Origin of the sequence: Micromonospora sp. MH99 (assembly GCF_021442385.1) — a bacterium.
Classification (GTDB): Bacteria; Actinomycetota; Actinomycetes; order Mycobacteriales; family Micromonosporaceae; genus Micromonospora.
The window spans coordinates 42,274-63,659 of sequence record NZ_MUZA01000024.1; the positions used below are offsets into that span (position 1 = coordinate 42,274).

At 71.5% G+C, this 21,386-nt stretch carries 25 protein-coding genes; 14 read left to right on the forward strand and 11 right to left on the reverse strand.

Going from position 1 to position 21,386, the window contains the following annotated elements; translation table 11 throughout:
- Window positions 1-31 precede the first annotated feature (31 nt).
- Together B0E54_RS15120 and B0E54_RS15125 are read left to right on the forward strand one after the other, a co-directional pair.
- A complete protein-coding gene (locus B0E54_RS15120) occupies window positions 32-1,237 on the forward strand; it encodes an MFS transporter (RefSeq protein ID WP_234584164.1) in 1,206 nt (401 codons plus the stop codon).
- Entirely contained in the window at window positions 1,234-1,428 is a 195-nt protein-coding gene (locus B0E54_RS15125) for an ATP-binding cassette domain-containing protein (RefSeq protein WP_234584165.1), read from the forward strand. Before B0E54_RS15120 ends, B0E54_RS15125 begins: the two co-directional genes overlap by 4 nt.
- On the opposite strand, the gene B0E54_RS15130 is transcribed toward B0E54_RS15125, so the two are convergent.
- Together B0E54_RS15130 and B0E54_RS15135 are read right to left on the reverse strand one after the other, a co-directional pair.
- Window positions 1,429-2,073 (reverse strand): class I SAM-dependent methyltransferase, encoded by a 645-nt coding sequence (locus tag B0E54_RS15130; RefSeq protein WP_234584166.1) that lies wholly within the window; start codon window positions 2,071-2,073, stop codon window positions 1,429-1,431. It lies immediately after the preceding gene.
- Between the two features lie 78 nt (window positions 2,074-2,151).
- Window positions 2,152-2,310 carry a hypothetical protein gene (locus B0E54_RS15135; RefSeq protein ID WP_234584167.1) on the reverse strand — a complete coding sequence of 53 codons (159 nt, stop codon included), beginning with the start codon at window positions 2,308-2,310 and terminating at the stop codon, window positions 2,152-2,154.
- 108 nt (window positions 2,311-2,418) lie between these two features.
- Here B0E54_RS15135 and B0E54_RS15140 point away from each other — a divergent pair, with 108 nt between their 5' ends.
- From B0E54_RS15140 to B0E54_RS15150, 3 genes are read left to right on the forward strand one after another with little or no spacing between them, the layout of a single operon-like run.
- The gene (locus tag B0E54_RS15140) at window positions 2,419-2,865 is read left to right on the forward strand and encodes a VOC family protein (protein ID WP_234584168.1); all 447 of its coding nucleotides are present in this window, start codon (window positions 2,419-2,421) and stop codon (window positions 2,863-2,865) included.
- Window positions 2,862-3,710, forward strand: a complete 849-nt coding sequence (locus B0E54_RS15145; protein ID WP_234584169.1) for an SGNH/GDSL hydrolase family protein — start codon at window positions 2,862-2,864, stop codon at window positions 3,708-3,710. Before B0E54_RS15140 ends, B0E54_RS15145 begins: the two co-directional genes overlap by 4 nt.
- 53 nt (window positions 3,711-3,763) lie before the next feature.
- Entirely contained in the window at window positions 3,764-4,120 is a 357-nt protein-coding gene (locus B0E54_RS15150; protein WP_234584170.1) for a VOC family protein, read from the forward strand.
- Window positions 4,121-4,213: 93 nt separating this feature from the next.
- On the opposite strand, the gene B0E54_RS15155 is transcribed toward B0E54_RS15150, so the two are convergent.
- Window positions 4,214-5,068, reverse strand: a complete 855-nt coding sequence (locus B0E54_RS15155) for a helix-turn-helix transcriptional regulator (RefSeq protein WP_234584171.1) — start codon at window positions 5,066-5,068, stop codon at window positions 4,214-4,216.
- A 96-nt stretch (window positions 5,069-5,164) separates the two neighbouring features.
- Here B0E54_RS15155 and B0E54_RS15160 point away from each other — a divergent pair, with 96 nt between their 5' ends.
- On the forward strand, window positions 5,165-5,887 hold the full coding sequence (locus B0E54_RS15160) for an SDR family oxidoreductase (RefSeq protein WP_234584172.1): 723 nt from the start codon (window positions 5,165-5,167) through the stop codon (window positions 5,885-5,887).
- 1 nt (window position 5,888) lies between these two features.
- The gene (locus B0E54_RS15165; RefSeq protein WP_234584173.1) at window positions 5,889-6,206 is read left to right on the forward strand and encodes an Atu4866 domain-containing protein; all 318 of its coding nucleotides are present in this window, start codon (window positions 5,889-5,891) and stop codon (window positions 6,204-6,206) included.
- Between the two features lie 187 nt (window positions 6,207-6,393).
- Here B0E54_RS15165 and B0E54_RS15170 read toward each other — a convergent pair whose 3' ends face one another.
- Complete coding sequence (locus B0E54_RS15170; protein WP_234584174.1) at window positions 6,394-7,011, reverse strand: pyridoxamine 5'-phosphate oxidase family protein; 618 nt, start codon at window positions 7,009-7,011, stop codon at window positions 6,394-6,396.
- Window positions 7,012-7,175: 164 nt separating this feature from the next.
- Here B0E54_RS15170 and B0E54_RS15175 point away from each other — a divergent pair, with 164 nt between their 5' ends.
- Genes B0E54_RS15175 through B0E54_RS15185 form a run of 3 tightly spaced genes read left to right on the forward strand, consistent with a single transcriptional unit; the run spans window position 7,176 to window position 9,339 of the window.
- Window positions 7,176-7,676: a DUF2231 domain-containing protein gene (locus B0E54_RS15175; RefSeq protein ID WP_234584175.1), complete on the forward strand. Its 501-nt coding sequence runs from the start codon at window positions 7,176-7,178 to the stop codon at window positions 7,674-7,676.
- Window positions 7,673-8,224, forward strand: a complete 552-nt coding sequence (locus B0E54_RS15180) for an Hsp20/alpha crystallin family protein (protein ID WP_234584176.1) — start codon at window positions 7,673-7,675, stop codon at window positions 8,222-8,224. The genes B0E54_RS15175 and B0E54_RS15180 overlap by 4 nt, the downstream gene beginning before the upstream one ends.
- A gap of 8 nt (window positions 8,225-8,232) precedes the next feature.
- Entirely contained in the window at window positions 8,233-9,339 is a 1,107-nt protein-coding gene (locus tag B0E54_RS15185) for a glycosyltransferase family 9 protein (protein ID WP_234584177.1), read from the forward strand.
- A 7-nt stretch (window positions 9,340-9,346) separates the two neighbouring features.
- Here B0E54_RS15185 and B0E54_RS15190 read toward each other — a convergent pair whose 3' ends face one another.
- Entirely contained in the window at window positions 9,347-10,225 is an 879-nt protein-coding gene (locus tag B0E54_RS15190; protein ID WP_234584178.1) for a glycosyltransferase family 2 protein, read from the reverse strand.
- Window positions 10,222-12,018 (reverse strand): D-glycero-beta-D-manno-heptose 1-phosphate adenylyltransferase, encoded by a 1,797-nt coding sequence (gene rfaE2, locus B0E54_RS15195; protein ID WP_234584179.1) that lies wholly within the window; start codon window positions 12,016-12,018, stop codon window positions 10,222-10,224. Before rfaE2 ends, B0E54_RS15190 begins: the two co-directional genes overlap by 4 nt.
- A gap of 181 nt (window positions 12,019-12,199) precedes the next feature.
- On the opposite strand from rfaE2, the gene B0E54_RS15200 reads away from it, so the two are divergent.
- Window positions 12,200-12,742 (forward strand): type 1 glutamine amidotransferase domain-containing protein, encoded by a 543-nt coding sequence (locus B0E54_RS15200; protein WP_234584180.1) that lies wholly within the window; start codon window positions 12,200-12,202, stop codon window positions 12,740-12,742.
- A 140-nt stretch (window positions 12,743-12,882) separates the two neighbouring features.
- Window positions 12,883-14,559, forward strand: a complete 1,677-nt coding sequence (locus tag B0E54_RS15205; protein ID WP_234584181.1) for an MDR family MFS transporter — start codon at window positions 12,883-12,885, stop codon at window positions 14,557-14,559.
- Between the two features lie 62 nt (window positions 14,560-14,621).
- On the opposite strand, the gene B0E54_RS15210 is transcribed toward B0E54_RS15205, so the two are convergent.
- On the reverse strand, window positions 14,622-15,254 hold the full coding sequence (locus B0E54_RS15210) for a TetR/AcrR family transcriptional regulator (protein ID WP_234584182.1): 633 nt from the start codon (window positions 15,252-15,254) through the stop codon (window positions 14,622-14,624).
- A gap of 127 nt (window positions 15,255-15,381) precedes the next feature.
- On the opposite strand from B0E54_RS15210, the gene B0E54_RS15215 reads away from it, so the two are divergent.
- Window positions 15,382-16,416 carry an aldo/keto reductase gene (locus tag B0E54_RS15215; protein WP_234584183.1) on the forward strand — a complete coding sequence of 345 codons (1,035 nt, stop codon included), beginning with the start codon at window positions 15,382-15,384 and terminating at the stop codon, window positions 16,414-16,416.
- 3 nt (window positions 16,417-16,419) lie between these two features.
- Here B0E54_RS15215 and B0E54_RS15220 read toward each other — a convergent pair whose 3' ends face one another.
- Window positions 16,420-16,911, reverse strand: a complete 492-nt coding sequence (locus B0E54_RS15220; protein ID WP_234584184.1) for an NUDIX domain-containing protein — start codon at window positions 16,909-16,911, stop codon at window positions 16,420-16,422.
- A 56-nt stretch (window positions 16,912-16,967) separates the two neighbouring features.
- Here B0E54_RS15220 and B0E54_RS15225 point away from each other — a divergent pair, with 56 nt between their 5' ends.
- A complete protein-coding gene (locus B0E54_RS15225) occupies window positions 16,968-18,617 on the forward strand; it encodes a fatty acid--CoA ligase (RefSeq protein WP_234584185.1) in 1,650 nt (549 codons plus the stop codon).
- Window positions 18,618-18,804: 187 nt separating this feature from the next.
- Here the strand turns inward: B0E54_RS15225 and B0E54_RS15230 are convergent, their stop codons facing one another.
- From B0E54_RS15230 to B0E54_RS15240, 3 genes are read right to left on the reverse strand one after another with little or no spacing between them, the layout of a single operon-like run.
- Window positions 18,805-19,815 carry an NADPH:quinone reductase gene (locus tag B0E54_RS15230; protein WP_234584186.1) on the reverse strand — a complete coding sequence of 337 codons (1,011 nt, stop codon included), beginning with the start codon at window positions 19,813-19,815 and terminating at the stop codon, window positions 18,805-18,807.
- Window positions 19,816-19,843: 28 nt separating this feature from the next.
- Window positions 19,844-20,533 (reverse strand): HAD family phosphatase, encoded by a 690-nt coding sequence (locus B0E54_RS15235; RefSeq protein WP_255787054.1) that lies wholly within the window; start codon window positions 20,531-20,533, stop codon window positions 19,844-19,846.
- Window positions 20,530-21,354, reverse strand: coding sequence for a hypothetical protein (locus tag B0E54_RS15240; RefSeq protein ID WP_234584218.1), 825 nt, complete (start codon window positions 21,352-21,354; stop codon window positions 20,530-20,532). The genes B0E54_RS15235 and B0E54_RS15240 overlap by 4 nt, the downstream gene beginning before the upstream one ends.
- Window positions 21,355-21,386 lie beyond the last annotated feature (32 nt).

Below are 21,386 nucleotides of genomic sequence, written 5' to 3' on the forward strand. Positions count from 1 at the left end.
TCTTCCTCCGACACCCGCAACGAGAGAGCTGATGGTGGCGGAGACAAGCAGCCGAGCGAACCGGGCCAACCCCCAGTCGGTGCGGGCACTGGCCGAGGAGCTGGACAGGCAACCGTCGGCGTGGCGGCGGATGCGACTGTGGGGCGCGGCCCACGCGGTCGACGACCTTTACCAGGGTCTGGTGCCGGCCTGCGTCCCGTATTTCGTACTGGACCGCCATTACAGCTACGTCGCCGCGGGTGGGCTCACGCTCGCCGCGACCCTGGGCAGCTCGGTTCCGCAGCCCTTCATCGGTGTCGCCGTCGACCGTTATCGGCTGGACTGGCTGGCCGGGGCGGGAGTAACGCTCGCCGGAGTCGGGCTCGGCCTGTCCGGTCTCGTGGACAGTTACGTGGCGGTCTGGCTCCTGCTCTGCGTGTCGGGATTCGGCGTGGCGATGTTCCACCCGGCCGCCGGAAAGTCGGCACGGGTGGCGGCGGGCGACAGCGCGACAGCGATGAGCATCTTCGCCGCCGGGGGCAGTGTCGGGTTCTTTCTGGCGCCGGTGCTTGCCACTCCCGCACTGATCGCGATGGGCGTCGGAGCGACCGCGCTCTTCATCCCGCCGGCCGTGCTCATGGGGTTCCTGCTGTACCGGAACCGGCTGCGGCGACCGGCCGCGCGCACCGTCTCGCACAACGGCCGGGACCGCTGGGCCCCCTTCCTGGTGCTGACCTGCATCGAGACCGTCAGGTCGGTCGCCTTCTTCGGCGCGATCACCTTCATCGAGTTGTTCTGGATACGCCATCTGGGAGCGGGCAAGAGTCTCGCCGGGGCGGCGCTGGCGTGCTTCCTGATCGGCGGAGTGGCCGGGACTCTGCTGGGGGGTCGGATCGCCGACCGCGTCGGGATGGTCCGCACCGTGCAGTTCGGCGCGATCGTCGCCGTCCCCGCACTCGTCGGCCTGCGGCTCACGCCCGGGGAGTACCCGCCGCTCGTCTTCGCCGTGCTCGCTGGCATCGCCCTGAACATCCCGTTCGCCGTGCTGGTCAAGCTGGGCCAGGACTATCTGCCGTCGCGGCCCGGCACGGCGGCGGGCGTGACCCTCGGGCTCGCCGTGAGCATCGGCGGCCTCCTCGCGCCCGTCCTCGGTGTGGCGGCGGAAGCCTGGGGTCCGCAGGGCGTGTTCACCATCATCTGCCTGATCCCCCTGGTGGCGCTGGCCCTCGGCGTGTTCCTCACCGAGCCGCAGAAATGACGGGATACGCCGACCCGGGCGACACGGTGATCGAGGCCCGGGACGTCGATGTCGTGCGGGAGGGTCGCCTGCTGCTCGTGGATGTCAGCGTCACGATCCGCGCCGGGGAGCACTGGACACTGATCGGGCCCAACGGTGCGGGCAAGAGCACGCTGCTCAGCGTGCTCGGCGCCGACCGGATCCGCGGGTGATCAGGGCTCTCGTCGACCGAAGGTGATGCCGCCGAGCTTGCTCTCGGGCGAGATGACTGTCATCTCGGCCTCGACCGCGAACCCGTTGTCGCGCAGCCAGGCCGCGACCTGCGCCGGCCGGCGACGGTGCACGCGGATCCTCATCGGGTGACCGCCGTACCCCTCGGTCTTGAGGGTCGTCTCGTCGCCCACGTGGTAGCCGACCAGCAGCGGGCCTCCGGGGCGCACCACCCGCCGGAAGTGCGCGAGGACCTGACCGAGCCGCTCGTCGGGAATGTGGATGAGCGAGTACCAGGCGACCAGGCCGGCCACCGAGCCGTCGGGCAGGTCGAGATCGGTCATGGAGCCGACCTCGAATCTCAGGTCGGGGTGCTCGTGGCGGGCCACCGCGATCATTCCGGGGGAGAGGTCGATGCCGAAGGCGGCGATGCCCAGCTCGTTCAGGTGCGCCGTGATGCGACCCGGTCCGCAGCCCACGTCGGCGACCGGGCCACCGCCTGCGGCGCGTACGTGGTCGGCGAACAACGCCAGAGCCGCCCGCTCATAGGGTGCCTGTGCCAGGAAGTCGCGGACCAGGTGCGCGTAACTGACCGCGACCGTGTCGTAGGAAGTGCGGGTGTCTGCCAACCAGCCGTCGACACTCATGGCGGCCACGCTAGAGGAGTGGGCGGTCAGCGCGTCGGTCCGGCCGGCGGGTGAACCGCCCCGGCCGGGCCTTTCCCCTCAGAGCGCCATCGCCGGTGCGCCGATGACCAGCACCAGCAGCACCGTCGGAAGCCCGAGCGACAGAAATCGTCGTAACGCGTGCATCGCGCTCCCCGTTGTCGGGTGGCCGGCGGTGGTGCCACGCGTGGGCGGGGCGGCACGCCACTCTCGCGGCATCCAGCGCCACCGGTTGTCGACGCGTTACGAGTGTCGGTCCCGCTGCCCATACTGGGAACGCGGTCCGACCCGGTGGCCGTTCCCGCTCGATTTGTGGAGGTGCCGCCCATGCCCGCTGCGCCGTTGATCATCAGCCTGCCGATCGCCGATCGCCCGACCTCGTACCGCTTCTACCGCGACGGTCTCGGCCTCGAAGCGGTGGGTGAGCTGGCCGATGACGGCATCCCGGAGCCGTTGCAGTTCGTGGTCAACGACGGCCTGCGCCTGATGCTCATCCCGACCGGCGGCTTCGGTTGGGTGGTCGGCGGACGCGAAGTCGCCCCGCGGGGGCAGAGCGAGTGCCTGCTCGGCCTGGGCGCCGCCACCGAGGCCGAGGCGGACGCGGTCGTCGAGCGGGTGCGCGCCGTCGGCGGCCAGGTCGTCACAGCGCCGACCACACAGCCGTGGGGATACTCGGGCGTGTTCGCCGACCCGGACGGCCACCTGTGGATGGTGTCCGCTCCCCGGACGAGTCTCCAGCAGGCCACGGGCTCAATGCTGGGGGAGCGTCGATGAACCTTCGTCCGGTGTTGTTGTGGGGTGCCGTCGCTCTCGCTCTCGCGGCGGCCGAACTGCCCGTGCCTGCGGGCGCACCCGTAACCGCCCAGGCCGCAGCCGCCGCCTGTCCGGCGCCGACGCGACCAACGATGAAGATCCTGACCGTGGGCGACTCGATCACCGAGGGCGCGACGATGGCCGGCTCCGTGAGCGCCGCCTATCGCGCGGAGTTGGGGCGACTGCTCAACGAGAACTGCGTCCCCCACACCTTCGCCGTCGCGGCGCTGGGCGGCACGACCTGCAACTACTGGACGTCGCGGATGGCGGGCTTGGTCAGCACGCAGCGACCCGACCTGATCCTGGTGAACTGCGGGACCAACAACAACCTGTCGACCGCCACCGAGACGCAGCTCTCCGCCTTCGAGGGCACCTACCGGACACTCTTCGACACGGCGCTGGACATGGACCCGGACGTCGTCATGTACCCGGCCTGGGTCCAGTACAGCGCCGGTCATGGCACGACTGGCTGCACGACGCCACCGGGCCCGAGCCCGGCCTGGCTCCCGGCGAGCGAAGCCCGGGTCAATGACGCGATCTATCGAAGCATCAAGGTCATCGACGAGTTCGGCGATCGCGTACCAACCTGGATCGACTACCAGTCCATCCCCGAAGGCTATCTGGACCAGTGTGGAGTCCACCCCACGCCGGCTGGTTACGACGTGATGGGCAGGCTGGCCTACAACACGATCGCCCCCCGGTTGGGTGTCCCGCTGGTGCCGCTGCCGTGTGGGCTGGTCGGCCGTCGGCCCGGCTACCCGGTCGGTGACTGGACCCCCTGCGCGACGATGAACCTCAACCCGTGAGGCCACAGCTCGCCGGGAACGCCGCGGCGAGCCTGCGCCGTTAGGGTGACCTGGTGACGGTACGGGGACTGCGGCGGATCATCGTGTCGGTGGCGGATCGGGAGCGCGCGCTGGCGCTCTACCGGGATGCGTTGGGGCTGACCGAGAAGTACGGCGCCGGCGAGATGGTGGCCCTGGCCGTTCCGGGTTCCGGGGTCGAGCTTCTGCTGCACGAACGCCCACCCACGCCCGGCTTGGCCGGCGTCGCGGTGAGCTTCCTCGTCTCGGACGTCGACGCGGCGACCGCTGCGGCGGTGGAGGCGGGTGCCCAGGTCGTTGACGCGCCAGCTGATCAGCCCTGGGGCGAACGACAGTCGGTGCTCACCGATCCGGACGGCCATGTCCTCTGCCTGGTGACGCCAGCGGCCTGACCGGTGCCCCTTGACGACCGACCAGGAAGCACGGTGAGGCATTACGCGACGCACGAGCCCAGGTCACCGACCTGGGCTTCGCCGTTTCCGAGGTCACTCCACTGCCGCTGGTGATGGTGCGGGCAGTTCGGCGGCCACCGTTCCCAGCAGCGCCAGGGCCTGCGCCGAGCGGCTGCCGGCCTCGGCCTGATAGATGATCAGCTGCTGGCCCGCTGCGCCGTCGACAGTGAGGGAATCGTAGTTGAGGGTCAACTCGCCGACCTCGTGATGGTTGAACAACTTCGCATCGTGAGTCTTTCCCCGTACGTCGTGACGAGCCCACAGACGGCGGAACTCCGGACTCTTCAGGGAAAGCTCCCCGACGAGATCGGTGAGTCGGGCGTCGTTCAGCAGGTCGCCGGCGGCGGCGCGCAGGGCGCCGAGGCTGGACTGCGCGACCTGACCCCAGTGGGGGTAGAAGGAAGGAGCCTCGGGGTTGAGAAAGACGAACCGGACGAGATTGGGCTCGCCGGCCTCGAAAACCTTGGCGAACAGGGCACGGCCCAGCCGGTTGCCGGCCAACACGTCCATCCTGCGGTCGATGATCAGCGCGGGGGTGTGCAGCCAGCCGTCCATCAGGCGCAGCAGGCTCGGCCGGACGGTCTCGCGGTGCCCCCTGCGGACGGGACCGCGGCTGGCCCTGGTCAGCAGGTGCAGGTGCGCCGTCTCCTCGTGATCGAGTCCCAGGGTGCGGGCCAGGGCGTCCAGCACCTGGTCGGACGGGCGCTGTTCCCGCCCCTGCTCAAAGCGGGTGTAGTAGTCGGTGCTGACCCCGGACAGCTGGGCGACTTCCTCCCGCCGCAGGCCCGGCGTCCGGCGCCGGCCCGAGTAGCTGATTCCGGCCTCTCCCGGGCTTGTCATTTCACGCCGGGCACGCAGAAAGTCGCCGAGTGGATTGGTGCCGTCCATGCACCCAAGATAACCGCGGATCGCCGCAGGCCAGGACGGTAAGCCGGGGTGTGACGCACCCTGGTTGACGGCCGCCGGACGCCGGAAGGTGGATTTATGGAATCCACAAGCAAGGTCGTTCTGGTGACCGGCGCGAGCAGCGGAATCGGCGAGGCGGTAGCACTGCGCTTGGCCGGCGAGGGGCATGACGTGGTCGCGGGCGCCCGGCGGCAAGATCGGCTCGCAGTGCTCGCCGAACTCCACGACAACATCCGGGTACGCCGGCTCGACGTGACAGACCGCAGCGATGTCGCGGCGTTCGTCGACAGTGCGGTCGCCGAGTTCGGGCGGGTCGACGTGATCGTCAACAACGCGGGCCTGATGCCGTTGTCCCGGCTCGACGCCCTGCTGGTGGATGAGTGGGACCGGATGCTGGATGTCAACGTACGTGGCCTGCTGCACGGACTCGCCGCTGTCCTGCCGGTCTTCCAGCGGCAGGGCAACGGCCATCTGATCACCGTCGCCTCCGTCGGCGCCCACGAGGTGGTGCCGACCTCCGCGGTGTACTCGGCGACGAAGTTCGCGGCCTGGGCGATCACCGAGGGTCTGCGTCTGGAGGCTGACCCGAGCCTGCGAGTCACCACGATCACCCCCGGCGTCGTCGAATCCGAGCTGGCCGAGACGATCAGCGACCCGGCCGCCCGTGAGGCGATGAGGGAGTACCGCAGGAACTCGATTTCGCCGGATGCCATCGCCCGGGCCATCTCGTTCGCCATCGATCAGCCTGCGGACGTCGACGTCAACGAAATCATCATCCGTCCGACCCGGCAGCGAGGCTGACATGTCCGGCATTGATCAAAGCAAGGCCACCCACCCGTACGTCGGGATGTGGGTGACCGCCGACAACCACATCCGGCAGGAGTTGCTGGCCAACGGTCGATACGACGAGGCGCGTGGCCGTCGGGACAGTGCCTACACCGGCCGGTACGAGGTGACTGGCGACCACATCGACTATTGGGATGACAGCGGCTTCACCGCCGATGGCCGTTTCGAGGGCGATGTTCTGGACCACGGCGGCTACCTGTTCTATCGCGAGGGCAGCGCGGCCCACCGGCGGGCTGTTGCCACGCGTCAAGGCACCGCACATTCTCCCTCGTAGGCCCGCGCGGAACGCCATCGTCGAGCGGGCGCGCGCGGGTTGGCGGTTGGCGTTGGCCGCAGACCGGCTCCGGCATCTCCCGGGAGTCGTTCGGCAACCCGTTGGCTGGTCGACCTGACGGCACGACGGCCGTCAGCGTCAGCGCGCGGGTGGCAGCCCGGGAGGGCATGCTGCCCGGGTGTCCGCGTCAGTTGTAGATCTTCTTGGCGTACTCCGGGCCGTAGTGCCTCTCCAGGTCCTCCAGGCTCTCGGGCGGCGCCTCGACCTCCTTGATCAGGCGTGCGCGGGTCGGCAGCACGTCGGGCTGCCAGGTCTCCGGCTGCCACAGCGCGGACCGCAGGAACGCCTTCGCGCAGTGGTAGAAGATCTGCTCGATCTCCACCACCACGGCGAGCACCGGCCGGTGCCCCTTGACGACCATGTCGTCGAACCAGGGCGCGTCGCGTACCAGTCGGGCCCGCCCGTTGATGCGCAGCGTGTCGGTGCGACCGGGGATCAGAAAGAGCAGCCCGACGTGCGGGTTGTCCAGGATGTTGCGGTAGCCGTCGGCCCGCTTGTTACCCGGCCGCTCCGGCAGCGCGATTGTCGTGTCGTCCAGCACCAGCGCGAACCCGGCCGGGTCGCCCTTGGGCGAGACGTCGCAGGTGCCGTCCGCGCCCGCCGTCGCCACCAGGCAGAACGGCGACGCGGCGAGCCACTGCCGGTCCCGCTCGTGCAGGCGGGCACGGTCCTTGGTGGCGGCGCGCACACCCGGCGTCCCGAGCAGCTCACGTAGTTCCTCGTGCGAGGTGATCTCCACCGTCACGCGATCCTCCCCCAGCCGTTGACCCGGGTGGCGGCGCCACCGTCGCCAGCCTAGGCCCGCGTGGCCAGCGCGAGGTTTGCCCCCGGTCGCCCGGGGTACGGCCTCACCCGACACGCCCGCCGCTCATACCGTCCGCAGGAAAGCCGACCAGTGGAGGCCGGGAGATGGAGAGCCGACTCAAGGTACTGGGTCATCCAGTCCATCCGATGCTGGTCATGTTCCCGGTCGCGCTGCTGGTCACCGCGGTGCTCTTCGACATCATCGACACGGTCGGCGGGCCCGACTTCCTCGGCGAGGTCGCGTACTGGAACATCACCGTCGGCCTGATCGGCGGCCTGCTGGCCGCGGCGGCCGGCTCGTTCGACCTGCTGGCGATCCCGACCGGCACCCGCGCGAAGCGGGTGGGTCTGCTGCACGCGGGCGCCAACCTCGCGGTGATCCTGCTCTTCGCCGCCGTGTGGGCGGTCCGGCTCAACGCCGATTCGCGGGCCGCCGGTGGCGCGCTGATCGCCATCGAGGTGGTCGCGGTGGCGATCCTCGGCATCAGCGCCTGGCTCGGTGGCGAGCTGGTCGACCGGCTCGGTGTGGGCGTCGACCGCGACGCCGGTCTGGATGCGCCCAGCTCACTGCGGCCCACCACCCACCGGATCGGAGACGTGCGATGAGCGAGCAGCAGCAGCCCGGCGGTTTCGGCCGGGGGTGGCGTGGCCGGCAACAGGGCTGGGACCCGATGGGCGAGTTGCAGTCGCTGCGCGCCGAGCTGAGCAGACTGGTCGGCGGTCGGGCCGGGTCGTCCGACGTCGAACTGACCGAGACGTCGGACGGCTGGCAGGTCGTCGTCCGGCTGCCGGGCGTCGCGCCCGAGGAGGTGGCCGTCGAGTTGGACGACCGCGAGCTGTGCGTGCGGGCCCGCTCCGAGGCGGAGGTCAACGCCGAGCAGGGCATTCCCGGTGGCTTCGAGACGCGCGGTTTCGAGTACCGCATCGACCTGCCGTCCCGGGTCGACCCGGACGGCATCGACGCGGTCATGGACCACGGGCTGCTGCGCGTCCGCCTGCCGCGGGCGGCGCGGCCCACCGCGCGCACCATCACCGTCGGCCGCACCGGGCCGCGCTCGGCCGGCCCCTCCGCTGGTACGCCGATGCCGGCCGATCCCGCCGCGGACCGGGAGCTGCACCACCCGGACACCGTCGGCGAGATCGACCGGTCGTAGCGCGCCACGTGGTCACCCCGTCCCTGCTCGGCCCGACGGCCGGGCGAGTCGAAGACGTGCGCCGGATCGCGGTGCTGCGTGCCAACGCCCTCGGCGACTTCATCTTCGTTCTGCCGGCGTTGGACGCGTTGCGCGCCGCGTACCCCTCGGCGGAGATCGTGCTGCTCGGGGCGCCGTGGCACGCGAAGCTCTGGCGCGACCGGCCGGGCCCGGTGGACCGGGTGCTGGTGGTGCCGCCGGGCCCCGGCATCCGGGAGCCGGAGGCCGGTGAGTCGGCGTCCACGATGGACGAGTTCGTGGCGGCGGCCAGCGGCGAGGGTTTCGATCTGGCGGTGCAGGTCCACGGCGGGGGCGCCAACTCCAACCCGTTGGTCAGCCGCCTCGGCGCCCGCGTGACTGTCGGGTTGCGCGCCGACGACGCGCCGCCGCTGGACCGGTGGATCCGTTACGTGTACTACCAGCACGAGGTGATCCGCTATCTGGAGACGGTGGCCCTGGTGGGCGCTCCGGCGACCACCATCGTGCCGACGCTCGCGGTCACCGACGCGGATCGGGCGGAGGCCGAGCGGGTGCTCGGCCCGCCGGCCCGCCCTCGGGTGGCGCTGCATCCGGGCGCCACCGACACCCGGCGTCGCTGGCCGGCCGAGCGGTTCGCCGAGGTGGCCCGTGCGCTGCACGGCGACGGGTACGAGGTGCTGGTGACCGGTACGCCCTCCGAGCGGGAGGTGGTGGACCAGGTGGTCGCGGCGGCGGGGGTGCCGGTCCGGCCGCAGGTGGGCACGCTCAGCCTCGGCGGGCTGGCCGGCTGCTACGCCGGTTGCGCGCTGGTCGTCTCCAACGACACCGGCCCGCTGCACCTGGCCGCCGCGGTGGGCACGTCGACGGTGGGCATCTTCTGGGTCGGCAACCTGATCAACACGGCGACGCCGCTGCGGGGCCGGCACCGGCCGATCAGCTCCTGGATGGTGCACTGCCCGGTCTGCGGCGTGGACTGCACGCCCGGCATCTATCCGCACCGGCCGGGGGACGGCGAGTGCCCGCACCGCGACTCGTTCGTCACCGACGTGCCGGTGGTCGAGGTGTTGGAATCGGCCCGCGAACTGCTTAACCCGTAGGCGACGCTCAGGCCGGCTGAGGGGTGTCCTCGTCGGCGAGGACCACCTCCCACGCCTCCACGTCCCGCTCGGTGACAGTGGTGGGGGTCTCCAGGTGGTAGGCGCCGCTGGGCAGGATGCCCGCCCCGCCGTGGCGGGCCAGCACCGCGAGCTGGGCGGCCACGTCCTCGCCCTGGTGCCGCTCGTGCACCCGCCGCCAGAAGTCGAAGCCCCCGGAGTCGACGAGCTTGGCCCGGTCGTAGAGCACGCACCCGCCGATCCAGGACACCTTGTACGCCCGCCACGCACCCGGCGGCAGTGCCAGCTCGGCGGTGACGTGCAGCAGGTTGGCCGCCGAGTGGATGCGGGCGCGGTCCCACTCGGGGGTGCCCGGCCGGATCCGCTCCGGGACGGGCCGACCGGCCCACTCCTCGTAGTGCCGGTGCGTGTCCGGTCGTACGTCCTCGGTGTAGGACAGGCCGTGCACGCCGTTGCCGACGAACCCGCAGCCCAGCTCCTCGATCGCGGCGACCAGCCGGTGCAGCGCCCCGGGTTCCAGCCAGACGTCGTCGTCGAGGTTGAGCACGTACCGGGCCGATGACGCGGCGAGCAGATAGGCGCGGTGCTCGGCCAACCCGCGGCGCGGCAGCCGGCGGGTCAACAGCACCGGGTGGCCCGCGTGCCGCAGCGCCCGGACCATGGTGGCCGCGGCGGGATGGGCGTACGCCGGATCGTTGTCGGACTGGTCGCTGACCACCACGCCGAATCCGGGAACCCCGCCCTGGGCGGCGAGCCCGGCCAGGGTGACGGCCAGTTCGGCGGGCCGGTTACGGGTCGGGATCAACACGTCGACCAGCCGGTCGGCACGGAACTCCGCCGGGGCGCCGAGGGCGAGGGGTCGGTTCACGACGCCTGGGTGCGCGGGCTCAGCGACGGGTCGGTGGCGTGCGACGACGGGTCCTGGCTGTGTGACCGGATCCGGTCGATGATCGCCGAGGTGGACCGGTCCGGTACGTACCCCAGCGTGCGCACCTGACCGCCGAGTCGGCGCACCAGCGGCGCCTCCGGCACCAGCTCCGGCGGATAGTCGCCGCCCTTGACGTACACGTCGGGCCGGACCGCCTCGATGAGCGCGGCGGGCGAGTCCTCCTCGAACACCACCACGTGGTCCACGCAGGAGAGCGCGGCCAGCAGGGTGCCCCGGTCCTCGACCGGGTTGACCGGCCGGTCCGGCCCCTTGAGCCGGCGTACGCTGCCGTCCGAGTTGACCGCCACGATGAGCAGGTCGCCCAGGGCGCGGGCCTGTTCCAGGTAGCGCACGTGCCCGGGGTGCAGCACGTCGAAGCAGCCGTTGGTGAACACCACCGACCGACCCGCCTCGCGGTGCTCGGCGACGATCGCGTCCAACTCGTCGGTGCCGACCACCGCCGGGTGCCCGGCGGTCTCCGGTGGCATGTCGAGGGCGGCGAGCAGGTCGTTGCGCAGGCACACGCAGGTGCCGGTGTCCGACACGGTGATCGTGGCGGCGAGCTGGGCGAGTTGCGCGGCGGTGGGCAGCGGCGCGTCGGCGGCCAGGGCCAGCGTCATCGCCGCCAGGTACGCGTCTCCCGCACCCACCGCATGGCTCGCGGGGACCGGGGTGCTGTGGCTGCGCCGCCGTTCCCCGTCCGCGCCGCCGACCACCGCGCCGTCGGTGTCCAGGGTCACCGCGACCACGTCCGCGCCGGTGTGCGCGCGCAGCTCGGCGAGGCGCGACTCGGCCAGTACGGCCCGGTCCACGCCCGCTCCGGCCTCGGTGTTCACGGTGACGCCGGTGCCGGTGACGCTGAGCCCGTCGCCGGTGAGGGCCACCCGCCCCTCGCTCGGGGTGGGCTCGCCGACCGGGCCGGGCCGGTCGTCGGCGCGGGCCCCGCCCGGGGCGGCGCCGACGCTCAGCTCGGACGGCCCGTCGGCCGGATCGTTGTCGGGGTGTTCCAGGTGCAGGTCGGTGCCGGCGGTCGAGCGGTTCGCGCCACCGGCACGGGCCAGCAACCGGGTCGCCTCGGCGAAGCTGGGGGTGACCACAGTCGGCGCGAGCCCTCGCCAGTCGGCGAGGTCGTGGGCGTCCAGCGCGACAGTGGCGTACCGCTCGCGCTGCTCGACCAGCCACGCGCGGACCGGCGCGGGCAGCGCGCCCAGGCCGTAGTCGCAGACCACCAGGGTCGGCGCCTCTCCGCCGGCGGCGGCGCGCAGTTCCTCGGTGGCGCAGTCCAGCGCCGTGAGCAGCCGGTCCACCCCCTCCGGGTCGAGCGCGTCGTCCGCGTCGCCGGAGTCCTCCCGGAGCAGGATCTGGTTGCCGGCGAGCATCCGCCGCTTCACGGGGGTGGGCCGACCGGGCTGGTTGACCGTACGGTCCCAGACGCCGGCCCGGTCCAGACAGTCGTGCAGTTCGTCGCCGGCCACGTCGGCGCCGACCGGTGCCACCAGCACGGCCCGACCGCCGAGGGTGGCGACGTTGACCGCGGTGTTCGCGGCCCCACCGGCGGCGGAGATTCGTCGACGGAGGGTGAGGACCGGGGCGGGCGCCTCCCGGCAGAGCCGGTCGGAGTCGGCGAACCGCCACTCGTCCAGCATGGCGTCGCCGATGATCAGGACCGGGCGCCCGAGCCAGCTCTCCACGACGGTGGCGAGCCGGCGCTGTTCCGCTGCTGCTCCTGCCATGCCTCCCCGGGTCCCCAGCGGCCCTCGGGACAAACCTGCGCCGGGACCGAGCTGCGCCGCAGGTCGGCGGCCTTTCGTCCCACAGTCGTCGACGGGGTGCCCGTCGTTACCGCCGTGGGGTGTTTCGGGCGTTGGTGGTCGGGAAGGGAGTTGAGGTACCCCGGAAAGGAGATGTACCGAGATGGCAGCGACACTGCAGGGCAAGAGGATCGCCTTCCTGGCCGCCGACGGCGTGGAGGAGGTCGAGTACGTCCAGCCGCGCGAGGCGGTCGAGAACGCCGGCGCGACGGCCGAGCTGGTCTCGCTCAAGCCCGGTTCCATCCAGTCCTTCAACCACCTGGACCAGTCCAAGACGTACGACGTGGACGTCACCGCGGACAAGGCGGACGCCGCCGGGTACGACGCGCTGGTGCTGCCGGGCGGGGTGGCGAACCCGGACTTCCTGCGGTCCGACCCGGACGCGGTGCGGTTCGTGAAGGCGTTCTTCGACGCCGGCAAGCCGGTCGGGGTGATCTGTCACGGCCCGTGGACGCTGATCGAGGCGGACGTGGTGCGTGGCCGGCGGATCACCTCCTGGCCCAGCCTGCGCACCGACCTGACCAACGCCGGCGCGACCTGGGTCGACGAGGAGTGCGTGACGGACGGCAACCTGACCAGCAGCCGCAAGCCCGACGACCTCCCTGCCTTCTGCACAAAGATCACCCAAACCTTCGCCGCCTCCTGACCCCGCCCTCCCGAGTTGATCAAGAGGTTTGCGTCATCCCACCCGGCGTGTCGTGACGCGAACCTCTTGATCAACCTTGGGAGGCTCGCGGTTTTTTGGGGTGTGGGGCATGTTCTCCGGTGGTCGGGAAAGAGGGCTTGATGACCACCGAAGCCTCTGCCGCGCCGGTACTGAATCGCCAGCAGATCCGGCTGCTCATGCTGGGCCTGATGACCGGCATGCTGCTGGCCGCCCTCGACCAGACCATCGTCGGCACGGCCCTGCCGACCATCGTCGGTGAGCTGGGTGGGATCAACCACTACTCGTGGGTGGTCACGGCGTACCTGCTCGCCTCGACCGCGTCGACCCCGCTGTACGGCAAGATGGCCGACCTGTACGGGCGTCGCCCGGTCTTCCTCTTCTCGATCGGCACGTTCCTGGTCGGGTCGCTGCTGGCCGGCCTGTCGCAGAACATGACCCAGCTGATCGTCACGCGGGGCATCCAGGGTCTCGGCGCCGGTGGTCTGCTGACGCTGGCGTTCACGATCATCTCGGACGTGGTCTCACCCCGGGAGAGAGGCCGCTACCAGGGTCTGTTCGGGGCGGTGTTCGGCATCGCGTCGGTGGCCGGTCCGCTGGTCGGTGGATACTTCGCCGAGACCGACTGGCGGTGGATCTTCTACATCAACGTGCCGCTGGCGATCCTGGCCATCGTGGTCTGCTACCACGTGATGCGGCTGATCCCGTTCGAGCGCCGGAACCACGCGATCGACTGGCTCGGCGCGGGCCTGCTGGTGGCCGGGGTGAGTTGCCTCCTGCTCGCGCTGAGCTGGGGCGGCAACGAGTACCCGTGGGGTTCCGGGCTGATCATCGGCCTCTTCGTCGTCGGTGCGGTGCTGGCGGTGCTCTTCGTGCTCCAGGAGGCGCGGGTCGCCGAGCCGATCCTGCCGCTGCGGCTGTTCCGCAGCGCCACGTTCGCGCTGGCCAACTCCGCGGGCTTCGTGCTCGGTCTGGTGATGTTCGGGTCGATCATCTTCATCCCGCTATACCTCCAGATCGTCAAGGGCGCCTCGCCGACCCGCAGCGGTCTGCTGATGCTGCCGATGATGGCCGGCATCATCGTGACCTCGATCCTCACCGGACGGGCGATGAGCCGGATCGGCAGGTACAAGTGGTTCCCGGTGGCCGGGGCGGCCACCCTGGTGCTCGGCATGCTGCTGTTCACGCGGTTGCAGGTGGGCACGTCGCTCTGGATGGCGTTCGGCTTCATGGTGGTGATCGGCGTCGGCCTCGGTCTGTGCATGCAGTCGCTCGTCCTCGCGGTGCAGAACGCGGTCTCCATCCGCGACCTGGGCGCCGGTACCTCGTCGGCGACGTTCTTCCGGTCGCTGGGCGGCTCGTTCGGGGTGGCGATCCTCGGCACGGTGCTCTCGTCGCGGCTCAACTCGCAGCTCGCCGACCGGCTGCCCGGTGCGATCGCCCAGCTTCCACCGGAGCAGCGGGCCGCTGTCGCGGCGAGTGGCGGCACGAACATCTCGATCAACGACCCGGCGACCATCATGGCCCTGCCCGGCGCCGTCCGGGCCGCCATCCAGGCGTCGTTCGTGGAGTCGCTGCACCTGGTCTTCCTGACCACCGGGCTCGTCGCCATCGTCGCGGTGCTGGTCACCCTGGCGCTGCCCAACAACGAGCTACGCGGTGCCGGCCCGCAGGGCGCCAAGGGCGGTGCCGACCCGCTCGGCGGAGAGGCGCCGGCACCGGGCGGGAAGCCGCTGACCAAGGAATCGAAGGATGAGGCCGCGGCGGACATGGAGGCCAAGTCCCAGACGATGATTTGACCACGCCCGGTCGCCCTGCCAGCCGACGAGCCGGCTGGCAGGGCGAATTCGAGCGGAATTGATCAAGCCGGGCGGCGATACGCGCCGTACCACCAGGTCGCCGCAAGTTCCCGCGCTGCCGCCGCGTCGGTCCCGGCGTCGGCCGTGGTCGTGCTGACGTGGTCGGCGAGGAAGCGGTCGCCGCCGATCACGATCAAGCGGCTGGCGGCCGTGACGTCCAGGTCGGCGGGGGTACGCCCGGCCTGCTGCTCGGCGCGGAGGGCATCCGCCGTGCGCCTCACGAACCGTTCCAGCCCCGCTGCCCAGTACTCCCGGACCACCTCGTCGTACGCGGCGACCTCGCTGACCGCCGCAAGCACCGGGGCGTACGTCCGGTAGATCCGGATCACGTCGGCGAAGACCTCGGTCAGCCGCGCGAGCGGGTCGCCGGGCCCGCCCGGGTCCCAGCCGCTGGTGCGGTCGAAGGAACTCTCCCGCATGGTGCCGGCGAGGCGCATGAGCAGCTCGCTCTTGTCCCGGAAGTGGGTGTAGAAGGTCGACCGGGCCACCCCGGCCTCGGCGGCGATCCGCTGCACGCCGAGGTCGGTGAAGCGGGCGCCCTCCTGGAGCAGTCGCTCCGTGGCCGCCAGCACCCGTGCCTCGACGGCCGCCCGCCCGTCCGGGTTGGGCGGGCGACGTCGGGTGATCGAGGGCATGGTCGAGATCCTAGGTGGCCGGGGGCGCGACCGACGACGTACGCTCGCTGCCGGACACAGTGTCCGACATAGTGACCGACGGAGCGCCGACGTGGCCTCCGACCCCCCACCACGAGGAGCAACACAGGTGAAGTACCGACTGCTGGGCACCACCGGGGTGTACGTCTCGGAGATCTCGCTCGGCGCGATGACGTTCGGTGGCAGCGGGCACCCGCTCTGGGGAACCCTCGGCGGACTGGCGCTGCCCGAGGCGCAGCGGATGGTCGACACGGCGCTGGACGCGGGCGTGAACTTCGTCGACACCGCCGACGGCTACAGCGACGGGGAGAGCGAGGAACTGCTCGGCCAGGCGCTCGGCAAGCGGCGTCGCGACGTCGTGCTGGCCACCAAGGTGCACTCGCGCACCGGCCCCGGCCCGAACGACGTCGGCACCTCCCGGCTGCACATCATGCAGAACCTGGAGGACAGCCTGCGCCGGCTGGGCACCGATCACATCGACCTGTACCAGATCCACAACTTCGACCAGGTCACGCCGATGGAGGAGATGCTGCGCGCGCTCGACGACGCGGTCCGACAGGGCAAGGTCCGCTACATCGGCTGCGCCAACTTCGCCGCCTGGCAGATCTCCAAGGCGCTCGGCATCTCCGCCCGGGAGAAGCTGGCCGGCTTCGTCTCCGTGCAGGAGTACTACTCCCTGCTGGGTCGGGACGTGGAGCGCGACGTGGTGCCGATGGCGCTCGACGCGGGCGTCGGCCTGACCGTGTGGAGCCCTCTCGCCGGTGGATTCCTCTCCGGCAAGGTCGGCCGGGACGGCGCCGTCGCCGACAGCGGCGCCCGCAGCGCCCAGCCCGGCTACTCCAGCTTCACGCCGTTCGAACCCGAGCACGCCTTCGCAGTGGTCGACGTGCTCAAGGGCGTCGCCGAGCGGCACGAGGTCAGCCCGGCCCGGGTGGCCGTCGCCTGGCTGCTGTCCCGGCCGGCGGTGACCAGCGTGATCGTCGGAGCCCGCAAGCACGAGCAGTTGGTGGACAACATCGCCGCCTCGGACCTCACGCTGACCGAGCAGGACCTCACCGAGCTGGACGAGGCCACCAAGCTGCCGGTCGCGTACCCGAACTGGATCCAGGAGGGGTTCTTCGCCGAGATGCGCTACCCGCAGTAGGACCTACTTGAGGATCAGCCGGTTCGTCTGGTTGAAGACGTCCAGGTCGGCCAGGGTTTCCAACACCGAGCCGGAGAGTGGGGTCGGGAAGCGGTCGCGGGGGAAGAAGCCGGCGTCGGTGGTCTCGTCGGTGACCCGGGTCAGCTGCCCGTCCCACTCCTCGACCTTGAACGCGGTGGTGAAGACCTGGTACGTGTGCCCGTACATGTTGGTGCTGGTGCGGTCCGGGCCGGTGTAGAGGGCGAACGCGCAGACCCGCAGCGCCCGCAGCCCGGTCTCCTCACGGACCTCGCGGACTGCGCAGTCGGCGATCGACTCGCCCAGTTCCATGGCACCGGCGGGCATGGCCCACTGACCGTTGTCCGAGCGTTGGATGAGCAGGATGCGCCCCGCGTTGTCGCTGACCACGGCTCGGGCGCCGACGAACATCAGCGTCCGGTCCCCGGCGAGCGCGCGCAACTGCCCCACGTACGAGTCGGCCCAGGAGATGCTCACCTGCGACAATTTACGGGGGTTCCCAACGTGTGACCGCCGACACTAGCTTGTTACCCATGCGTAGCACGATGATGGACGCCCCCCTGCAGGTCTCCCGGATCCTCGACCACGGCGCAGGGGTGCACGGCACCGCCGAGGTGGTCACCTGGACGGGCGGCGAGCCCCGCCGGATGACGTACGCCGAGGTGGGTCGCACCGCCGCCCGGCTGGCCCACGCGCTGCGCGACGAGTGCGGGGTGACCGGCGACGAGCGGGTCGCCACCTTCATGTGGAACAACAACGAGCACCTGGTGGCCTACTTCGCGGTGCCGAGCATGGGCGCGGTGCTGCACACCCTCAACCTCCGGCTCTTTCCTGACCAGGTCGCCTACATCGCCAACCACGCGCAGGACCGGGTGGTGCTCGTCGACACCACGCTCATCCCGCTGCTGGCCAGGGTGATCGGTGAGCTGAGCACGGTGCGGCACGTGGTGGTGGTCGGCGGTGGCGACCCGGCCCCGCTGGTGGCCGCCGCCGGCGACCGGATCACCGTGCACCACTGGGACGCGCTGCTGGCCGACCGGCCCGACGTGTACGACTGGCCGGAGGTGGACGAGCGGGACGCCGCCGCACTCTGCTACACGTCGGGCACCACCGGCAACCCGAAGGGCGTCGCCTACTCGCACCGGTCCATCTACCTGCACTCGTTGCAGGTCTGCATGCCGGAGGGCTTCGGTCTCGGGCCGACCGACCGGGAGCTGGCCATCGTGCCGATGTTCCACGCCATGTCGTGGGGTCTGCCGTACGCGGCGTTCCTCTCCGGCGCGTCACTGATCATGCCGGACCGGTTCCTCCAGGCCGCGCCGATCGCCGAGATGATCGCCGCCGAGCGGCCCACCCTGGCCGGCGCGGTGCCGACCATCTGGACCGACCTGCTGGCCTACCTGGACAGCCACGACGTGGACACGTCGTCGCTCACCGAGGTGATCGTCGGCGGCTCGGCGTGCCCGCCGGCGTTGATGCACGCGTTCGACGAGCGGCACGGGATCGACGTCATCCACGCCTGGGGGATGACCGAGATGTCGCCGCTGGGGTCGGTCTCCCGGCCGCCGGCGGGGGCGACCGGCGAGCAGGCCTGGCGCTACCGCTACACGCAGGGTCGCGTGCCGGCCGGGGTGCAGGCGCGCATCGTCGGGCCGCTGGGCGAGCCGCTGCCCGCCGACGGCACGGCCGTGGGCGAGTTGGAGGTCCGTGGGCCGTGGGTGACCGCGCGGTACGTCGGTGACGACGCCCCGGACGAGGAGAAGTTCCGCGACGGCTGGCTGCGTACCGGCGACGTGGGCATGCTCTCCTCGGACGGGTACATCACGCTCACCGACCGGGCGAAGGACGTGATCAAGTCCGGCGGCGAGTGGATCTCGTCGGTGGAGCTGGAGAACGCGCTGATGGCGCACCCGGCCGTGCTGGAGGCGTGCGTGGTGGGCGTGCCGGACGAGCGCTGGGACGAGCGGCCGCTGGCGACCGTGGTGGTCCGCGAGGGCGCGTCGGTGACCGCCGAGGAGCTGCGGGACTTCCTGGCCGGTTCGATCGCCAGGTGGCAGCTGCCCGAGCGGTGGGCGTTCATCGACACGGTGCCGAAGACCAGCGTCGGCAAGTTCGACAAGAAGGTCGTCCGTTCGCGGTACGCCGACGGTGAGCTGACTGTCCGGGAGCTGACAGCACCGTAACGTTTTACCGGGCACTGTCGCCTGTTGGGCAGAGGAGTTCTCCTGACATTCCTCCCCAGGGGCGGCCCCGACGTTCGCACCGCGCCGGGGCCGCCCGCTCCACGCGGGGTTATCCCGCACCGTCATTGTTGCGAAAATTGTTCGTGTCTGTCCTGATGACGGGGAAATCGGGTGTCGCGCGATCCGTTCAGGCGTCGCTGGTGGTGATCAGCACCTTGCCCACCGCCGAGTCCTCGACCGCCTGGTGGGCCGCCGCCGTGTCGGCCAGCGGATAGTGGTGCAGCGGCAGACCGGCGTCCGCGCCGACCCGGATACCACCCTGGTTGGCCGCCGCCGCCACGTCGATCACACCCTGCGCCTTGGCCGCCTTCGGCTCCGTGTAGACCAGCACGAACTGCCAGCGGGCGTTCACCACGTACAGCGGGCGGATCGGGAGCGTCACCTCGGTGCCGCCGTTGTCGGCGTACACGCAGACCGCGCCGCCCTGCCGGATCATCTGCACGTCTGCCGCCGCGTTCGCGGCCGGCGCGACCTCCACGATCGTGTGGACGCCGTGCGGAGCGATCCTGCCGACCTCCTCGACCACGTCCTGCTCGCGATAGTTGATCACATGGGAGGCGCCGGCCGCCGCCGCGAGCTGCGCCTTCTCCGCGCTGCTCACCGTGGCGATCACCGTCGCGTCGGCCCAGCGGGCGAGCTGGATCGCCGCGTTGCCTACCGCGCCCGCCCCGCCCTGCACCAGCACCGTGTGATCGGCAAGCGCACCGGCGCGCAGCGCGTCGGGCATGAACTCGCCGGCCGTCAGACAGCGGTGCGCGGTGAGGAACGGGATGCCCAGGCTGGCTCCCAGCTCGAACGAGGCGTCGCCCAGGGGAACCGCCTGGCGCACCGGCACCAGCGTGTACTCCGCGGAGGTGCCCCACGGCCGCTGCCAGGCCGCCTCCCAGATCCAGACCCGCTGGCCGATCAGCTCACGGTCGACCCCCTCGCCGACCGCCTCCACCACGCCCGCGCCGTCCTGCCCGGGGATCTGCCACCCGTCCGGCGGGAAGGCCCGCCGCGACTTCCAGTCCGTCGGGTTCACCCCGGACACCGCCAGCCGGACCAGCACCTCGCCCGCACCCGGCTCCGGCACCGGCCGGTCGACCAGCTCCAGCACGGAAGGGTCGCCGGTGCGCTCGTACACGATGGCTTTCATTCGGTGTTCCTTCCCCAGTCTGCCCGCGTCAACCCAGCCCCTGCACCAGCTCCGGCGTCAACTCACCGATCGACCCCAGCGTCACGACCGCGAGCCCGGCCGCGTCCGGGTCGAGGGGGTACGACAGGTGCGGCACCGCCACCACCCGCATCCCCGCCGCCGCGGCCGACCGCACGCCGTTGGACGAATCCTCCACTGCGGCGCACCGGGTCGGGTCGACGCCGAGACGCCGCGCGACGTCCAGGTAGACGTCCGGTGCCGGCTTGCCCCGCTCGGTCTCCTCGGTGGAGAGGGTCGCGCCGAACGCGCCGGTCAGGCCGGTGGCGTCCAGCGCCGCCGCGATCAGCCGGGTCGGTGACGAGCTGGCCAACCCCAGCGGCCAGCGTGCGGCCAGCCGCCGTACGACCTCGTCGGCGCCGTCGATGAGCGGCACGTGCTCGGTGTAGCGCCGGGCCATCTCCCGCACCACCTCGTCGGCGACCTGCCCGGCGCTGCGGCGCACGCCCAGCTCACCGCTGAGGTAGTGGGCCCACTCACCGGTGCTCATGCCCATCAGCCGGCGCTGGGTGTCCGGCTGCCACGACCCACCGTGTGCCGCCACGTACGCCCGCCGGACCTCCTCCCAGACCGGTTCGGAATCCACGATCACGCCGTCCAGGTCGAAAACCACCGCATCCACCACGGGCCCATCCTGCCCGAGAGGCGGACCGCCGGTCAGCCGGGCAGCGCGGGCAGCCCGATCGGGCTGTTCGGCGGGATCACCGTGTGACACGACCGGGCCATCGGCTCCAGCAGCTCACGCAGGCGGTCGGTGTCGTCCGGGCCGAGGGCCAGCCACGGATGCGCGGCGGCCCGGTCGGTGGCGTCCTCGATCGCCTGGAACCCGGCGTGACCGACGTCCGTGGCCGTGCCGTCGCCGGTCAGCCAGCCGCGCTGTGCCAGCCGCTCGCGGGCGGCCCGCCACTGCTCCTCGGACCAGCCCCGGCCGAGCAGGTTCTCCGCCGGCATGTCCACGGCGACCCGCCAGGCCAGCGTCTCCACCGGGTCCAGGCCGGCGGCCACCAGGGCGGCGTTGTGCCCGTCGCCCCGCAGCTCCCGCAGCGTGGTGGCGGCCTGCCAGAGACGGGCGAGGGGGTATTCCCCGACCGGCAGCGCCGCGTTGGCCGCGCCGAGCACCCGACCGGCGGTCTGCGCCGCCGAGGCGGCCCGTTCCAGCAGATCGGCGGCCTCGGCCAGGTGCGCCTCGGGCAGCTCGTAGGTCAGCTCGGCGAGGGCCTGCACGGCGCCGGTCAGCCGGGCGCGCAGGGCCTCCTGCGGGGTGGCAAGCCGCCAGACCGCCGGCAGGGCCCGGCTCACCATGGGTGGTGCGAAGTTGAAGAACGCGGCGATGACCGGGGCGGCCTCGGCGGCGCCCAGCGGGGCGGTCCGGCCGGCGAAGTAGCCGCGCCAGTAGCCGCGCAGCCCGACCGCCTCGTGCGCGGCCCGGGCCCGAGGGTGGAAGTAGGTGACCGCGTGCACCGGCTCGAAGTGCGTCCACATCAGCCGGGCGGTCCGCCCGGGCTCGTCCAGCG

Bases quoted from the DNA above. Each gene is read 5' to 3' on its own strand.
- B0E54_RS15120 (WP_234584164.1), top strand. From the start codon at position 32: ATGGTGGCGGAGACAAGCAGCCGAGCGAACCGGGCCAACCCCCAGTCG.
- B0E54_RS15125 (WP_234584165.1), top strand. From the start codon at position 1,234: ATGACGGGATACGCCGACCCGGGCGACACGGTGATCGAGGCCCGGGAC.
- B0E54_RS15130 (WP_234584166.1), bottom strand. From the start codon at position 2,073: ATGAGTGTCGACGGCTGGTTGGCAGACACCCGCACTTCCTACGACACG.
- B0E54_RS15135 (WP_234584167.1), bottom strand. From the start codon at position 2,310: ATGCCGCGAGAGTGGCGTGCCGCCCCGCCCACGCGTGGCACCACCGCC.
- B0E54_RS15140 (WP_234584168.1), top strand. From the start codon at position 2,419: ATGCCCGCTGCGCCGTTGATCATCAGCCTGCCGATCGCCGATCGCCCG.
- B0E54_RS15145 (WP_234584169.1), top strand. From the start codon at position 2,862: ATGAACCTTCGTCCGGTGTTGTTGTGGGGTGCCGTCGCTCTCGCTCTC.
- B0E54_RS15155 (WP_234584171.1), bottom strand. From the start codon at position 5,068: ATGGACGGCACCAATCCACTCGGCGACTTTCTGCGTGCCCGGCGTGAA.
- B0E54_RS15160 (WP_234584172.1), top strand. From the start codon at position 5,165: ATGGAATCCACAAGCAAGGTCGTTCTGGTGACCGGCGCGAGCAGCGGA.
- B0E54_RS15165 (WP_234584173.1), top strand. From the start codon at position 5,889: ATGTCCGGCATTGATCAAAGCAAGGCCACCCACCCGTACGTCGGGATG.
- B0E54_RS15175 (WP_234584175.1), top strand. From the start codon at position 7,176: ATGGAGAGCCGACTCAAGGTACTGGGTCATCCAGTCCATCCGATGCTG.
- B0E54_RS15180 (WP_234584176.1), top strand. From the start codon at position 7,673: ATGAGCGAGCAGCAGCAGCCCGGCGGTTTCGGCCGGGGGTGGCGTGGC.
- rfaE2 (WP_234584179.1), bottom strand. From the start codon at position 12,018: ATGGCAGGAGCAGCAGCGGAACAGCGCCGGCTCGCCACCGTCGTGGAG.
- B0E54_RS15200 (WP_234584180.1), top strand. From the start codon at position 12,200: ATGGCAGCGACACTGCAGGGCAAGAGGATCGCCTTCCTGGCCGCCGAC.
- B0E54_RS15205 (WP_234584181.1), top strand. From the start codon at position 12,883: ATGACCACCGAAGCCTCTGCCGCGCCGGTACTGAATCGCCAGCAGATC.
- B0E54_RS15210 (WP_234584182.1), bottom strand. From the start codon at position 15,254: ATGCCCTCGATCACCCGACGTCGCCCGCCCAACCCGGACGGGCGGGCG.
- B0E54_RS15225 (WP_234584185.1), top strand. From the start codon at position 16,968: ATGCGTAGCACGATGATGGACGCCCCCCTGCAGGTCTCCCGGATCCTC.
- B0E54_RS15230 (WP_234584186.1), bottom strand. From the start codon at position 19,815: ATGAAAGCCATCGTGTACGAGCGCACCGGCGACCCTTCCGTGCTGGAG.
- B0E54_RS15240 (WP_234584218.1), bottom strand. From the start codon at position 21,354: ATGTGGACGCACTTCGAGCCGGTGCACGCGGTCACCTACTTCCACCCT.